This window comes from Paenibacillus prosopidis (genome assembly GCF_003337375.1).
Classification (GTDB): domain Bacteria; phylum Bacillota; class Bacilli; order Paenibacillales; family Paenibacillaceae; genus Pristimantibacillus; species Pristimantibacillus prosopidis.
Map to the genome: position 1 here is coordinate 43,463 of NZ_QPJD01000020.1, position 14,652 is coordinate 58,114.

Annotated in this window: 14 protein-coding genes and 1 riboswitch; of the genes, 1 reads left to right on the top strand and 13 read right to left on the bottom strand. The window is 48.0% G+C overall.

The window, feature by feature from the left end:
- Window positions 1-83: 83 nt before the first annotated feature.
- From DFP97_RS25480 to liaF, 4 genes are all read right to left on the bottom strand, one after another.
- Window positions 84-497, bottom strand: coding sequence for a YugN family protein (locus tag DFP97_RS25480; RefSeq protein WP_114383492.1), 414 nt, complete (start codon window positions 495-497; stop codon window positions 84-86).
- A gap of 68 nt (window positions 498-565) precedes the next feature.
- Complete coding sequence (locus DFP97_RS25485; RefSeq protein ID WP_114383493.1) at window positions 566-1,231, bottom strand: response regulator; 666 nt, start codon at window positions 1,229-1,231, stop codon at window positions 566-568.
- Window positions 1,231-2,262: a sensor histidine kinase gene (locus DFP97_RS25490; RefSeq protein ID WP_114383494.1), complete on the bottom strand. Its 1,032-nt coding sequence runs from the start codon at window positions 2,260-2,262 to the stop codon at window positions 1,231-1,233. The genes DFP97_RS25485 and DFP97_RS25490 overlap by 1 nt, the downstream gene beginning before the upstream one ends.
- Before the next feature lie 6 nt (window positions 2,263-2,268).
- Window positions 2,269-3,264, bottom strand: a complete 996-nt coding sequence (liaF, locus tag DFP97_RS25495) for a cell wall-active antibiotics response protein LiaF (protein ID WP_114383495.1) — start codon at window positions 3,262-3,264, stop codon at window positions 2,269-2,271.
- 260 nt (window positions 3,265-3,524) lie between these two features.
- Here liaF and DFP97_RS25500 point away from each other — a divergent pair, with 260 nt between their 5' ends.
- On the top strand, window positions 3,525-4,820 hold the full coding sequence (locus DFP97_RS25500; RefSeq protein ID WP_114383496.1) for an ammonium transporter: 1,296 nt from the start codon (window positions 3,525-3,527) through the stop codon (window positions 4,818-4,820).
- Between the two features lie 53 nt (window positions 4,821-4,873).
- Here the strand turns inward: DFP97_RS25500 and DFP97_RS25505 are convergent, their stop codons facing one another.
- The 9 genes from DFP97_RS25505 to metA all read right to left on the bottom strand — a co-directional run bounded on the left by DFP97_RS25505 (window position 4,874) and on the right by metA (window position 14,409).
- A complete protein-coding gene (locus DFP97_RS25505; RefSeq protein WP_114383497.1) occupies window positions 4,874-5,284 on the bottom strand; it encodes a hypothetical protein in 411 nt (136 codons plus the stop codon).
- 163 nt (window positions 5,285-5,447) lie between these two features.
- Window positions 5,448-5,576 (bottom strand): hypothetical protein, encoded by a 129-nt coding sequence (locus tag DFP97_RS31990; RefSeq protein WP_281271014.1) that lies wholly within the window; start codon window positions 5,574-5,576, stop codon window positions 5,448-5,450.
- Between the two features lie 60 nt (window positions 5,577-5,636).
- Window positions 5,637-6,257: a 3D domain-containing protein gene (locus tag DFP97_RS31995; protein ID WP_281271015.1), complete on the bottom strand. Its 621-nt coding sequence runs from the start codon at window positions 6,255-6,257 to the stop codon at window positions 5,637-5,639.
- Between the two features lie 61 nt (window positions 6,258-6,318).
- Complete coding sequence (thrS, locus tag DFP97_RS25515) at window positions 6,319-8,256, bottom strand: threonine--tRNA ligase (protein WP_114383498.1); 1,938 nt, start codon at window positions 8,254-8,256, stop codon at window positions 6,319-6,321.
- 429 nt (window positions 8,257-8,685) lie between these two features.
- On the bottom strand, window positions 8,686-9,618 hold the full coding sequence (locus DFP97_RS25520) for a putative sporulation protein YtxC (protein ID WP_114383499.1): 933 nt from the start codon (window positions 9,616-9,618) through the stop codon (window positions 8,686-8,688).
- 199 nt (window positions 9,619-9,817) lie between these two features.
- The gene (gene mqnC, locus DFP97_RS25525) at window positions 9,818-10,954 is read right to left on the bottom strand and encodes a cyclic dehypoxanthinyl futalosine synthase (protein ID WP_114383500.1); all 1,137 of its coding nucleotides are present in this window, start codon (window positions 10,952-10,954) and stop codon (window positions 9,818-9,820) included.
- Between the two features lie 170 nt (window positions 10,955-11,124).
- Window positions 11,125-12,297, bottom strand: coding sequence for a trans-sulfuration enzyme family protein (locus DFP97_RS25530; RefSeq protein WP_114383501.1), 1,173 nt, complete (start codon window positions 12,295-12,297; stop codon window positions 11,125-11,127).
- Window positions 12,298-12,303: 6 nt separating this feature from the next.
- Window positions 12,304-13,464, bottom strand: a complete 1,161-nt coding sequence (locus DFP97_RS25535; RefSeq protein WP_114383502.1) for an aminotransferase class I/II-fold pyridoxal phosphate-dependent enzyme — start codon at window positions 13,462-13,464, stop codon at window positions 12,304-12,306.
- Between the two features lie 27 nt (window positions 13,465-13,491).
- Window positions 13,492-14,409, bottom strand: coding sequence for a homoserine O-acetyltransferase MetA (metA, locus tag DFP97_RS25540; protein WP_114383503.1), 918 nt, complete (start codon window positions 14,407-14,409; stop codon window positions 13,492-13,494).
- 101 nt (window positions 14,410-14,510) lie between these two features.
- Window positions 14,511-14,615, bottom strand: a riboswitch (SAM riboswitch).
- Between the last annotated feature and the right edge of the window lie 37 nt (window positions 14,616-14,652).

The following is a 14,652-nucleotide window of genomic DNA, read 5'->3' on the forward strand; positions in this document are numbered from 1 at the left end:
TTAAAGGGAATTTAAACAAAAATAAAAAAACGCCCCAAATATGAATTGGGAAGCGTTTTTTTCTCGTTCTGAACCTTGATAAGTCAGCTTGGAAAAAGCTGCTCCACCTCATGCATGATATGCTTGGCGCTATCAATCCACTCGCGCTCAACTTTGCCGTCCGGATTAACCGGTGACTGAAATTGATCGAAGACTGCTCCCGCTAAACGTATTGATGCTTCAGGATCGTTTCCTTCATTATATTCATGCTTAAGTACATAAGGCGAACCCAGCTTTATTTTTGCCTCGGTTTCTGTCGTTTCACTATCAATATTGCCGTTAACAACCTCAAATGGTATACGCAGCCACACCTTGTGCGCTTCATCCAGGGCTCGGTCGAATGAACCGCTCTCGTAATCCCAATTGCCTCCAAGTGTAAACTGCCTGGATTCAAGAAGCTCTTTCGTTTCTGTAAAATGCTGCTCCCGTGACTTCAGCACGGATGAAATAGGGATCATGACGGTTACTCCTTTACGCTCGCTGTCTGCTATTTGTTAAAAGGTAGTATACCCGCCAATATCTCCGCTTATGTGCGATTAGCCCAGCCTTTGCGATGAGCAAGCACCGCCAGCTGCGTGCGGTCCTCAAGCTCGCATTTCATAAGCAGGTTGCTTACATGGGTTTTGACTGTTTTCACGCTAATATGCAGCTCCTCCGCAATTTCTTTGTTGGATTGGCCGTCCGCAATAAGAAAGAGCACTTCCTTCTCCCGCTCGGTCAACCCCTCGTCACCCGCTTGAGCGGTGCGTTGCCGCAAGCCTCTCGTTAACGCCTGCGACACATCTGCTGTCATGACCGGCATTCCTTTGAAAGCGCCGCTGATGGCATAGATCAGCTCCTCCGCAGAAACGGTTTTGAGCACATAGCTTACGGCCCCTGCTTCAATCGCTCCGTAAACCTTGTCATCTTCAAGAAAGCTGGTCAGCATCACTATTTTCATGTCCGGATATTTTTCCATAATAGCTTTCGTCGCTTCAATTCCGTTCATCCCAGGCATCATTAAATCCATTAAAATAATGTCAGGCCGCTTCTCTGAAGAACTCGCATCCAGAAAATCCAGCGCTGCTTGCCCGTTGCCCGCCTCTGCAATGACCTGAAACTTAGGCTCCAGCATCAAGTAAGTGCGTAAGCCCGTCCTTACCATATCGTGGTCATCGACAATCATTACTTTTATTGAATCAGGTCCGCTCATCATTCCTGCTCTCCCCGCAACATTTTTGGTATCGTAACCTTCACTTTTGTACCGCTTCCGGGCTTACTCCATATTTCCGCCGCGCCGCCAAGCTTCTGTGCCCGCTCCTGCATCGTCGAAAGCCCATAGGAGCCGCGCTTGACTTCATCCGCTTTGAAGCCTGCCCCGTCATCCTGCAAAATCATAACAACCTGCCTTTCATTATCAGAAATGGTTAGCGAGCAGGCTTTAGCTCCAGCGTGCTTAACGACATTCGCAAGCGCCTCCTGAACGATGAGAAAAAGCTGAAGCTCCTTCGCCTCAGATAATTGTTCTTTCAAACGCCACTCCAGCTCGCCTTGCAAATTGTTTTGGCGGCAATAATCAGGAAACCATTTGTCCAGCGCCTCGTAAAGCGTCCGCCCTTCAAGCTCCATCGGCCTCAGCTGAGCTATGAAGTTCCGCATCTGCTTCTGCGCCAAATTAGACATATTCACAAGCTGTTCAAGCACCGAATCGGCGCGTTCCCGGTCAACCTGCTGCAGCTTTGGCAGCGAGGAAGCACACATATGAATCGCAAAAAGCTGCTGGCTGACCGTATCGTGCAAATCCCGCGCCAGCCGCTTGCGCTCCTCCAATACGGCAGCTTCATTAGATGCCGATTCCGTCATAACATACTCCTCGCCTCTCATTTGCAGCCACTTCATTTTTTCTTCCATCTGCTCAGCGAGCTCATTAAACTCCCGGTAGACTTCAATAAACGAGTTGTGTCCTTCTTCTGTTATGCGCACGCCAAAGTTCCCATTAGCAGCTTGCTTCAGCGATAAGTGCAGCGTATCAATTCTCCGTCCGATCCGCTGTGCCGCCCAATAACCAAAGCCGGCGCTCACAAGCAGGAAGACGGAGGCCGCCCCCAGGCGCACTTCCGTCTGTCCTGTTTCATCCATCAAACTAATCCACGCTACGGCTGCGAGCAGCAGCGACACCACGGAAGCAATGACGAACATTCCGATTAATTCCCACTTGCCGCTCCTTAAAAAGCGAACCATCATCACGGATCACCCTACCTTCGTGACACGGACATCGCCGATAAATGTGCTGACAACCAGCTTAATTTTTTTTTCGGTCTCCGAATAAAACGGCGATTGAATATTAATGTTATTAAACATGCCGCCTTCTTTGCGGTCTAATATTTTCACATCACCCAGAAAAGCGCTCGAAACAACCTGCACCCCTACCTCAAAATCATTGGGTACATATACCTTCACATCCCCGATAAACGAAGAGATGCAAATTTTCGTTTCTCCGGGCGCGATTTGAGCCTTCGTCAAATCGAGGACGGTGTCTCCGATAAAATGGGATACGTTAAGCGGCTTCAGATCCCAGTAATCATGACCGATATGAATATCGCCTATAAATCCGGAGCGTGTCTGAACACTCGAATCACTGTGATTCCACCATTCCACATGCTCCTTATGATGATGCTTCCACTCGTGAAAGGACTTCTTATACGGAGGGATTTGGCCATCATGAGCTTTATTTTCATTTTCACTATTAGGCTCGCGGCTATCCTTCTTAAATAGTCCCTCAGAATGCTCGGGCGGAGCTTGTGTCGGATCAGGATGCAATGGCGGTGCAGGCGGAACCTGCGACTGGTCCTGATATGGCCGGTACGGTTTCCATTCATCGGCAGGAGGCTGATGACGCCTCGAGCGCGGCTTCCAAATTAACTTAAAGCCGACTAATATGATGACGACCGGCCAAATATAAGGAATGATATCGCCGATGGACCAAGTAAACCAATCCAAATTCCTGCCCAAAAATATACATCCGACCAGCAGCACGACCGCTCCCCACCAGCCAGAGCCCGAACCGTGCGATCGGCTTGTCAGCATGCCTTTTATTCCAACAATGATAAGAATAACTGGCCAATACATGGAAAACAAATCACCAATATCAAAAGTCACTTGACCCGTTTGCCGCAATAAAAATAAAACGCCAATTGCAATGATGACTAATCCGGTGAACAACCGGTTTGCGAAATTTCCGTTCAAACTGCCCCAGCTCCTTACGATTCCATCGTCGTTTGATCTCTAGTATAACGGACAGCATCCGTTTGAAAAAGGGACGGCCGATTGAAATCGCTATCCGTCTCTAGACTGAGCTATTATTGATTTCCTTGACTTTAAACCTGACATGTCATGAAACATTACGCCGAACGTTGACATTGTTGACTTCTTCTATTTATAATGATGAACGGATTAGGAGTGTAGAGAAATATTACGTACTATCATGAAGAACAGGAGTGGAAACAATGGACGTTATAGAACTGTCAAAAGGACTAGACACGATCTGGGTCGTTTTGACAGCAGCAATGATCTTGCTAATGGAGGGCGGCTTCGCTTTGCTGGAAGCAGGCTTCGTCCGGCAAAAGAACGCTGTCAGCATCATAATGAAGGTGTTCGTCGATATCGCTTTCGGCGCACTGGTGTTTTATTTTTTCGGATTTGCACTTATGTACGGCCAGGATGCAGGCGGAATTATAGGCACAACCGGCTTTCTTATAAAAGGCGACCTGTCTCATATTGCATTAAATATTACTCACGAGACCTATTGGTTATTCCAATGCGCATTCGTCATCGCTGTCATCTCAATCGTTTCCGGAGCAGTAGCGGAACGTATCAATTTTAAAGCCTATATTTTGCTCACGATTGCAATGACAGGTTTCATCTACCCGCTTGCTGGACATTGGGTTTGGTCGCTTAACGGTTTTCTTGGCAAGCTGGGAATGATCGATTTTGCGGGATCTGCCGTCATTCACGCCTTAGGCGGTTTTTCTGCGCTGGCTGCGGCTATGTTTATCGGACCGAGGATCGGCAAGTTCAGCGCGGACGGCAAGGTAAACATCGTACCGCCATCGAACCTGCCTCTTGCATCCGTTGGAGCTTTCATTCTGTGGTTTGGCTGGTTCGGCTTCAATGCAGGCAGTACATTAAGCGCTACGAATGGAACGATCGGCCATATTGCAATTACGACGATGTTATCCGCCGCTGCCGGCGGCGCTACTTGTATATTGTTCACCATGTTCCGCTACAAGAAGGCTGATCCTCCAATGGTTATCAACGGATCGCTCGCCGGTCTTGTCGGCATTACGGCAGGCTGCGCGTTCGTTTCTGACGGTGCGGCAATCGGCATTGGCGCCGTGTCCGGCATCGCTATGGTGCTTGTAACCGAATGGCTGGAGCGCAGACAAATCGATGATCCGGTCGGCGCCTTTGCCGTCCATGGTATTAGTGGAAGCTTAGGTACGCTTGCCGTCGGTTTGTTCGCAATGCCAGAGTTAACGGAAGGCATCGGTAAAGGCTATTATGGGTTATTTTATGGCGGTGGCTGGAGCTTGCTAGGTGCTCAAGCACTTGGTTTAGTTACCGTTTCCGTATGGGGCTTTGTATTAACGTGGGGTGTACTGTGGCTTATTCGTAAAATCATGCCTGTCCGCGTATCCAAGGATGAAGAGCTTATCGGCCTTGATGTAGGAATTCACGGTGTTCCGGCATACAGCCAGGAGCATGATTTCCTTGATTACGACCGGCTGAGAAACTCGAGATAAGTAAGGATGTTAAAAAAATAACCGTCAAAGCTATTATGGCTTTGACGGTTTCTTTATTTATAAGGCCTAGTCACGAGATCAATCTCGTTCATTTCGCTTGCAAGCTCATGAGAAACGGATACGATATCCGAAGCTGCTGATCCATTCTGGATCTTTCGTACCTTCTCAATTTCAAGTCGAAGCGCGCGAACCTTCTCCATCGGTTTTCTAACAAAATGAATATATTCAACGGCCAAGTGATGATCTGGCTTCTTGCCAGTCAGCATCCTTCTTAATGTAGACATCGATTGATATGCGCGGTCTTCCATCAGTCGGCGTTTCTCATAACGCTCAACCATCTGTTCAATTTCGGCAATTTCCTGCTCCTTCTTAGCTACATAGGCGTCAATAAACGGGAATACCTCACCCGCTTTACGATTATGGGCAGCAGCTACAAAGCCTGTATGAGTGATTGGATCTGTCATGAGAATTCACCTGTCTTATCATGTTATTATTACTTACACAAATAATCATACAATAAACAATGGTGGTTTGAAAACTGTTTTTTAACAAATAGTAAAATCTTCAATAGAAAAGAGGAACCGCTTAGGTTCCTCTTTGTTATTCGTTATTGCAGATATACTGCTATTACTTTTCAGCTTTTTGCCCAGCATTATTTGCCGCTTGTTTACCAGCAGCGTTATTTTGGTTGAATTCTTGAGCGAATTCGGCATTGTATTGATTATTTTGGGCTTTGTTATTTTTGTTTTTAGCCATTGTATTCACCTCCCCGTATTCATTGTTATTATGGCATTTAGGCCATGTATTATACGGGAGTTATGATTCTAAATACGTTTGCGGAATGGGCTTTCCAGCTTCAATGGCCAAGTTAATTTTGTTCAGCCAAGCTTGTGACAGCTTGCCTGTCCCTTTCCGGAGAACCTCTACATAAACCGTGCGTTTACCCCACTGCTCATATACTTCCTTGATCGTTTCAAAATACAAATCGATGCGTTTTCCCTTTATCGCAGAGCCTGTATCAGCCACTACGCCGTAGCCGTAACCGGGAATATACAGTAAGGTTCCAATCGGAAACAGCTTCGTATCGGCGGCTATCGTCGATACTTGATCTCTTCTTACCTTTACACCCGAATACGTTATGCCGTATTGCGGATGTCCGGGACGTTTGCCCGTTGATTCCACGCCCGCTGTATAGCCTGTAGCGACAACCTCTATCGTTTTCGGTTTACCCTTCTTATCGACAACCACGTGGGCCATTGCGTTATCACTGCCCGCATACGCGTGCTTCCTCACCGACACGCTGCCTGAGGCTTGTAGCTGCGGTGATGCCGCTTGGGCTGGCGCTGAGCATATTGTTGTATTTAAACCGATGACGATTACAGACAGAAGCAGCAATGAGGGAATACCTTTTTTGATATAAAAAAAGCTTGTGACCATCTGGGTTACTTCCTCCTCAGAAGAAATAATGCCCCGATGGACCAAGCTTTATGCGTTTCATTTATTGTTCTTTGTCAGAAATTTGCTTCTGCAGCAGAGAAATTAACTCCGCAACAGGCATCGCTCCTATATCGCCTTCGCCGCGTTTACGGACGGATACCGCCTCGGCTTGCATTTCATTCTCACCCACGACTAGCATGTATGGAGCCTTCTCAAGCTGTGCTTCACGAATTTTATAACCAAGCTTCTCGTTACGCAAATCGCTCTCCACTCGAATGCCGCCTAATTGCAGCTGTTCAGCAACCTTACGCGCATAGGCCTCGTAGGCAGTCGATACCGGAATAACCTTCGCCTGAACAGGGGATAACCAAAGCGGAAGCGCGCCAGCGAAGTTCTCAAGCAAGAACGCAGTCATTCTTTCCATTGTGCTTATAATACCGCGGTGAATAACGACCGGACGATGCTTTTTGCCGTCTTCGCCGACATATTCAAGCTCGAAACGCTCCGGCAGCAGGAAGTCAAGCTGTGCTGTCGACAACGTTTCTTCTTTGCCAAGCGCGGTTTTAATTTGTACATCGAGCTTCGGTCCATAAAATGCCGCCTCGCCTTCGGCCTCGAAGAACGGAAGCTCCAGCTCTTCTACAACCTCGCGCAGCATGCGCTGTGACATTTCCCACATTTCATCGTTTTGGAAGTACTTTTCTGTGTCCTTGGGATCACGGTATGACAAACGGAAACGATAGTCTTTAATGCCAAAATCCTCATACACCATGCGGATCAAGTTCACGACGCGGGCGAACTCCTCCTTGATTTGGTCCGGACGGCAGAAGATGTGTGCATCGTTTAGAGTCATTGCGCGAACGCGGTGCAAGCCTGTAAGCGCGCCTGACATTTCATAACGGTGCATCGTACCGAGCTCAGCGATCCGAACCGGAAGGTCGCGGTAGCTGCGCATATCGCTCTTGAACACCATCATGTGGTGCGGGCAGTTCATTGGACGGAGCACCAGCTCCTCGTTGTCCATAATCATTTTCGGGAACATGTCTTCGCTGTAGTGCTCCCAGTGACCGGAGGTTTTGTACAGCTCCACGTTAGCGAGTACCGGCGTGTAGACATGCTCGTAACCCAGTTTTTCCTCTAAATCGACGATGTAGCGTTCCATTGTTCTGCGAAGCTTCGAGCCGTTTGGAAGCCATAATGGAAGACCTTGACCAACCTCACGGGAGAAAGTGAACATTTTGAGCTCGCGTCCCAGCTTACGATGATCCCGTTTCTTGGCTTCTTCTAAGAAATGCAGATGCTCATCAAGCTGCGCTTTCTTAGGAAAGGCTGTGCCGTAAATGCGCTGCAGCATTTTATTTTTCGAATCGCCGCGCCAGTAAGCGCCTGCAACGCTAAGCAGCTTAAATGCTTTAATACGGCCTGTCGAGGGCAAGTGCGGTCCGCGGCACAGGTCAAAAAATTCGCCCTGATCGTACAATGTAATTACCGAATCGGCAGGAAGATCCCGAATCAGCTCAAGCTTGAGGTTATCATCAAGCTCAGTGAAAATCGCAAGCGCTTCATCTCTGCTTACGACACGACGGCGAATATCGAGATTTTGCTGTACGATTTTCTCCATTTCCTTCTCTATTTTCAGAAGATCCTCCGGAGTCAACGATTGGTCCATATCGATATCATAATAGAAGCCGTCCTCAATAACAGGACCGATTCCGAGCTTTACATTCGAATTACCGTACAGGCGCTTAATCGCTTGCGCAAGCAAGTGAGCTGTGCTGTGACGATATACTTCAAGTCCGTCGGCCGACTCCACCGTAACAATTTCAATCGCTGCGTCAGCGTCGATCGGTGTATATACATCGACCACTTTCCCGTCTATTTTACCCGCAATTGCGTTTTTCCGAAGCCCTGAGCTTATGGAGCCGGCAACTTCTTCAATTGTTGTGCCTTCAGCGTATTCCCTTACTGCGCCGTCTGGCAAAGTTACATGAATGGCCATCTTCGTTCATCCTCCTGTTTATTGCTATTATCCATCGTTACAAGCGCGGCAAAAAGAGCACAAAAAAAGCACGCATCCCGCAAAAAGGGACGAGTGCTTGTGTGCTCGTGGTTCCACCCTACTTCGACTGCTTAAGCGCATTATGCTTGCGCGCCCGCAGTCCTCGTATTATCTGGTAACGGAGAAATCCGGTACAGCTTACTGCCGCAGCTATCTGGTAACATGATTGCCACAGGTTCAACCGTACAGCTTCAAAGGGGTACATCTGCAGACATCATGGAAGGAAATTTCAGCCAGGTTTCCTCTCTCTGAGCCGGACATCAAAAGCAGATACATGTCTTTGTCATTGCCGATTACATCGTATATGTGTGTCATTATAGCTCGACTTTGCGCTTTGGTCAAGGCTATGGCTATAGATGACTATATTCCTTACGGCTGAATAAGCTCATCCAGGCTGCTGCTGCAGGATACACATTGTACACATACCGTTACTCTTTGATCGAAAATCGTTTCAATTGTTCGAATCACCTGCATCTCCGGCTGCCTCGTGTGAATCGTTATATGCTTGGGCGAGACCGAAATCAGTGAGCTGATGACCATATCCTCGATATTCATTTCCGTTTCAAGCATTTCCGCTACAATTCGATCGGACGGCGGCTTTGAGTCAAGCAGTTGAAAGCTTTCGTCATAGAGTATGAAATCATGCCCGCCCTTATGGAGCAAATGGATCATCGGTACCTTGGTATCCTGCAGGAAGACGAAATATTTCAGCAGGGAAATAAACTCCTGGTACTGCTTATCCAGCACATATTCATCTAATGCGTATTCAACAACCTCAGTTAATTCTCTCCGATACGGTTCAAGTCTGAACGTTGTAAATCCGGTTACGTTGAGCTGTGTATGCTCCTGCAAATATTGTTCAATCTCGGCTGCAACCTTACCTTTCCGCCGAAGCCGGTCAGCATCCAGAAACCTTGTGCCGAGTCCATCCCATTCTTTTCCGTGCAGTAAATCATGGCAATATTTCTCGATTGCAGCCGACTCTGCCGATGAATGATTCCGATATTTCCTCCGAATAATCGACGAGAGCATATCCGGCTCCAATTCACTTATCACAAATTCAGCTATCGCTTTTGAAGTAGCCTTATAAACGGCGGGTCCGTGCAATTGCAGCTGGAAATGAGGCAGTACAGCCTGACACCGTATGTCCTGCTCAGATACAACTTGAAATTCAACAGCAGCTGCTGATTCAGCATTTGAGCCGATATGTAAATCGACGACAGCTTGTTCCGTCAACAATTTCGATAATTTGTTCACAGATTGCCCGAGGCTTGTAGGCAACGATACTGTAAATAACTCCATAAGCTCACCCCTTTCCTTCCTTATCAGTATATGGTCCCGTATCAGGGGATATACGATGAAGAGATTGGAATGTAAGGGAAGTGTCCTATTGTAGCCGTGGTTGCAGTACTTGTGCATTAATGTGATATAAAAAAAGCTTGCCGATGATTCATCCCCTCCTGGAAATGAATCATCGGCAAGCTTAGTTCGTTATTATTGATTAGTTCTGCATCACAAAATCAAGATCAGCCTTATCGCTTTCATTGTACATCTTCAAAATATTATATTTCGTATCCCGCTGTGCAGGAATTTTGCCGCATTCGCGGATAAGCTTTAGAATAAGTTCAATGTTTACCTTGTGAGTTGTACCCGCCGCCGAAACGACATTCTCTTCGATCATCGTGCTGCCGAAGTCGTTACAACCATAGGATAGCGAAAGCTTACCCATTTCAGGTCCCATTGTTACCCACGATGATTGGAAATTCGGAATATTATCGAGCATGATGCGGCTGGCTGCAACAATGCGCAAATATTCCTCAGGCTTCGCCTTCTCCAGCTTCAGGTTCGTATTATCCGGTTGGAACGGCCACGAAATAAAAGCAAGAAAACCTTTGGAAGGATATTTATTTGAGACGCACTCATCCTGTGCATCACGAATCCGCAGCATGTGAAGAGCCCGTTCTTCCATCGTTTCTCCGAGTCCATACACCATCGTTGCAGTCGTGTTCATGCCATGTCGGTGTGCGGATTTCATAACATCCATCCAATCCGTCCACGAGCCCTTCATACGACTGATCTTACGGCGTGTGCGGTCGTCCAAAATCTCAGCACCGCCGCCAGGAAGCGAATCAAGGCCAGCCTCATGAAGCTGTCTGATAACCTCATCCAAAGAGAGACCGTCCGAAACAACCTTCATTTTCTGAATCTCTGCAGGCGAGAAGGAATGCATGGTAATGCCCGGAAATTGCTGCTTAATTTTGCGGAGCAGATCCAAGTAGTAAGTAAACGGCAAATCCGGATTCGTGCCGCCCTGCATTAATATTTCCGTACCTCCGACGTTTACCGTTTCTTGAATTTTGTTCAAAATCGTCTCATCAGGAAGCACATATCCTTCCTTTGAGCCCGGTGCGCGATAAAAGGCACAAAACCGGCAATAGACGTCGCAAACATTCGTATAGTTCACATTTCGTCCCACGACAAACGTCGTTACCGGTTCAGGATGATGCCTCAGCATAATCTGATTAGCTGCGTGGCCCATCTTCTCGATTTGATCCGATGCCAGCAGCTCCATTCCTTCTTCCAGCCCGATTCGTTCGCCTCGCAAAGCTTTATCCAAAATATGGTCCAACGTTCCCATTCCGCAAGACCTCCTTAATTCCGTTCTTAGTATAAAGCAGACTACAATCAATTAATCCTATCATAATTGAGTGCTGTGCGTCACCCATCGTATGATGCCTTATATGGACAAAATGAGAAAAAACACGGCGTGTCTATGAAGACAGCCATGCTTTTCTTTTTTTTAGCGGTTTATGCTCGAAGCGCCTGATCCAAGTCTTCAAGCAAATCCTCAATGTCCTCTAATCCGACCGAGTAACGGACTAAACCATCCGTTATGCCGCGCGCATGACGCACTTCCTTCGGCATAGCCGCATGCGACATCATGGCCGGGTAAGAAAGAATACTTTCCACCGCTCCCAAGCTCACTGCAACCAAAGGAATTTGCACTTTGCTAAGCATTTTTTTGGCACGTTCGCCGCTGCCGACATCAAAGGATACGACGGCGCCATAGCCGACCGACTGCTTCTCATGTATGGCACGACCCGGGTGCCCTTCCAAGCCTGGGTAAAAAACAGCGGATACTTCTTTATGGTTTGAAAGCCATTCGGCAAGTCTGCGCGCGCTCCTTTCGCTATGCTCCATCCGAGCCTGCAGCGTCTTCATTCCGCGCATCAACAACCATGATTCCTGCGCACTTAGAACCGTTCCCAGGCCGTTCTGCAGCTGCTTCAGGCGTCTGCCGAGACTTTCATCCGCCGTTACCGCAAGCCCTGCCAGCACATCGCTGTGGCCGCCAAGAAACTTCGTCGCGCTGTGCAGTACGATATCGACGCCATGCTCAATCGGACGTTGATGATACGGTGTCATAAACGTATTGTCGAGCATCGTCAGCAAGCCATGCTCCTTCGCCCATGCCGTTGTCTCGGCAATGTTCGTAATCTTAAGTGTCGGATTGGACGGCGTTTCCATAAAAACAGCTTTTGTGTTCGGCTTCAATGCCGCCTTGACCGCATCAAAATCAGTCATATCGACAAATGTTGATTCTATGCCGAGCCGTTCCAAAATCGAAGTTAGCAAGCGATATGTGCCGCCATACACGTCCTCGGTTACAATGACATGCTCTCCTGCGGACAGCAGCAGAAAGGAGGTCGAAATAGCAGCCATACCCGACGCAAAAGCAAAGCCGCGGGCGCCGCCTTCAAGTAGAGCGATATAATCCTCAAGCGCCTGCCGCGTCGGATTGCCGGAGCGGCTGTAATCATATTGCGGCGGATTGAAAATATCATGGTGGTGAAACGTTGATGCCTGAAAAATAGGTACGCTGGAAGCGCCTGTACCCTCGTCAATTTCTGCCCCGAAATGAAGCAGTTTCGTTGCAAAACGGCGTTCGGAAGGATTTACTTTATCGTTGTCGTTGTTCATGAGCTCTTACCCCTCCTCAATTTCACGTTTTGCAGCAGCCAGCGCTTGCTCCAAGTCGCCAATCAAATCGTCGGCATGCTCGATGCCGACCGAGAAACGGAGAAGACGGTCGTCAACGCCGATTGCCTGACGGATTTCCAAAGGAATATCCGCATGCGTCTGTACAGCCGGATAAGTCATTAGAGACTCAACGCCGCCTAAGCTTTCAGCGAACGCGATGAGCTTAATATGGCGCAGAATAGGTTCGACATATCGGGCATCCTTCAGACGGAAGGAGAAAATGCCCGTATTGCCGGATGACTGCTTGTTCTGTATGTCATGCCCCGGGTGATGCGGGAGCGCCGGATAATAAACATCCTCTACAGCCGGATGTTCCATCAGGTAGTTAGCAATTGTCGTCGCATTGTATTGATGACGCTCCATTCGCAGCGCCAGCGTCTTCATACCTCTCATAAGCAGCCACGAATCCTGCGGTCCAAGAACAGCGCCTATGGAATTGTGAAGAAAGGCCATTTCGGCGGACAGCTCCTTGCCCTTTGTCACGATCAGACCAGCCAGGACATCGTTATGGCCTCCCAAATACTTGGTTGCGCTATGAATGATAATATCGGCGCCAAGCTCGATCGGACGCTGGAAGAACGGTGTGAGCAGCGTATTGTCGACAATAGTAAGCAAGCCTTTGGATTTCGCCCATGCGGCAACCCGTTCTATATCCGTAATCATCATCAGAGGGTTCGTCGGCGTTTCGATTAGAACAGCTTTCGTGTTCGGTGTCCATAGTGTTGCCATCGCATCAATATCGTTCGTATCTACATAGGAAGCGGTAACCCCGAATCTGGACATAATGCGCTCAAGCAAACGGTATGTGCCGCCGTACAAATCAAGCGATACGATCAAATGATCTCCTTGGCTGAACAATGCGAATATCGTTTGCAATGCGGCCATGCCAGAGCTGCAGGCAAATGCCGCATCACCGGATTCCAATTGTGCTGCAGCTTCTTCAAGCACGGCTCTTGTCGGGCTTTTCGTGCGTGCATAGTCAAATCCCGTGCTTTCACCGAGTTTCGGATGACGAAATGCTGTTGCCTGGTATACAGGAAAGCTAACCGCTCCAGTTACGGGCTCCTTTATCGATCCGATCTGAGCCAAATGACTTTCGATTTTCATTAGGAAGTTGCACTCCTTCTTATAATGTTATATGCCTGCACCCAAATCAAACGGTGTTTGTTGGTATACATAGTAATTCAGCCAGTTCGAAAATAACAGGTTTGCATGCGCGCGCCATGTAGAAAGCGGTAAGGCTGCCGGATTATCTCCCGGGAAATAGTTCTTCGGTACGTCTATGCGAAGTCCTTTTGCCTGATCGCGGTCGTATTCGAACTTCAGCGATGTCGGATCATATTCCGAATGACCGGTAACGAAAATTTGCCTGCCATCCTTAGAGGCAACGATATATACACCGGAGTCCGGTGAATCCGACAGGATTTCCAGCTTCTCAACCGGCTCGATATCCGCGCGTCGAACCTCAGTATGACGTGATTGCGGCACGAAGAACAGCTCGTCAAACCCGCGAAGCAGATTTACGTTTCGCTTCTCGACCGTATGTGGAAATACACCGAACATTTTGCTGTCCAAATTATATTTCGGCACATTGTAATGATGATATAGACCAGCCTGTGCAGCCCAACAGATATGGAACGTGGAAGTGACACGTTTAGTGCTCCAATCCATGATTTCCTTCAGCTCTTCCCAATAGTTCACTTCCTCAAAAGGCAAATGCTCTACCGGTGCGCCCGTAATGATGAGCCCGTCATAGTACTCATGCGATATTTCATCGAACGTTTTATAAAAAGACTCCAAGTGCTCTGCTGACGTATTTTTGGACGTATGCGTCCTTGGGTGCAGCAGTACAACCTCGACCTGAAGCGGGGTGTTCCCAATAAGCCTCAGAAGCTGCGTCTCCGTCGTTTCCTTGGTAGGCATTAAATTCAAAATGGCAATTCTGAGCGGCCTGATATCTTGGTGATAAGCGATGCTTTCATCCATAACGAAAATGTTCTCGTTGCTTAAAATTTCTTTGGCAGGCAGGTTGTCTGGTACTTTAATCGGCATTTTAAATCACTCCTCTTTCGGCAGTATGACCGCTTGAACAACAAAAAAGACCTTTCTGCTGTGAGAAAAGGTCGTATGCTCAGTAAAGAAGCCATGCGCCTCTCTCATCTCTCAGAAACATAATCGTTTCCGCAAGAATTAGCACCGTGCTTACGCCGGTTGCCGGGCTTCATCGGGCTAGTCCCTCCGCCTGCTCTTGATAAGAAAGTAGTCTATTCAATTTTCCGCGGTTCCATTTCAATA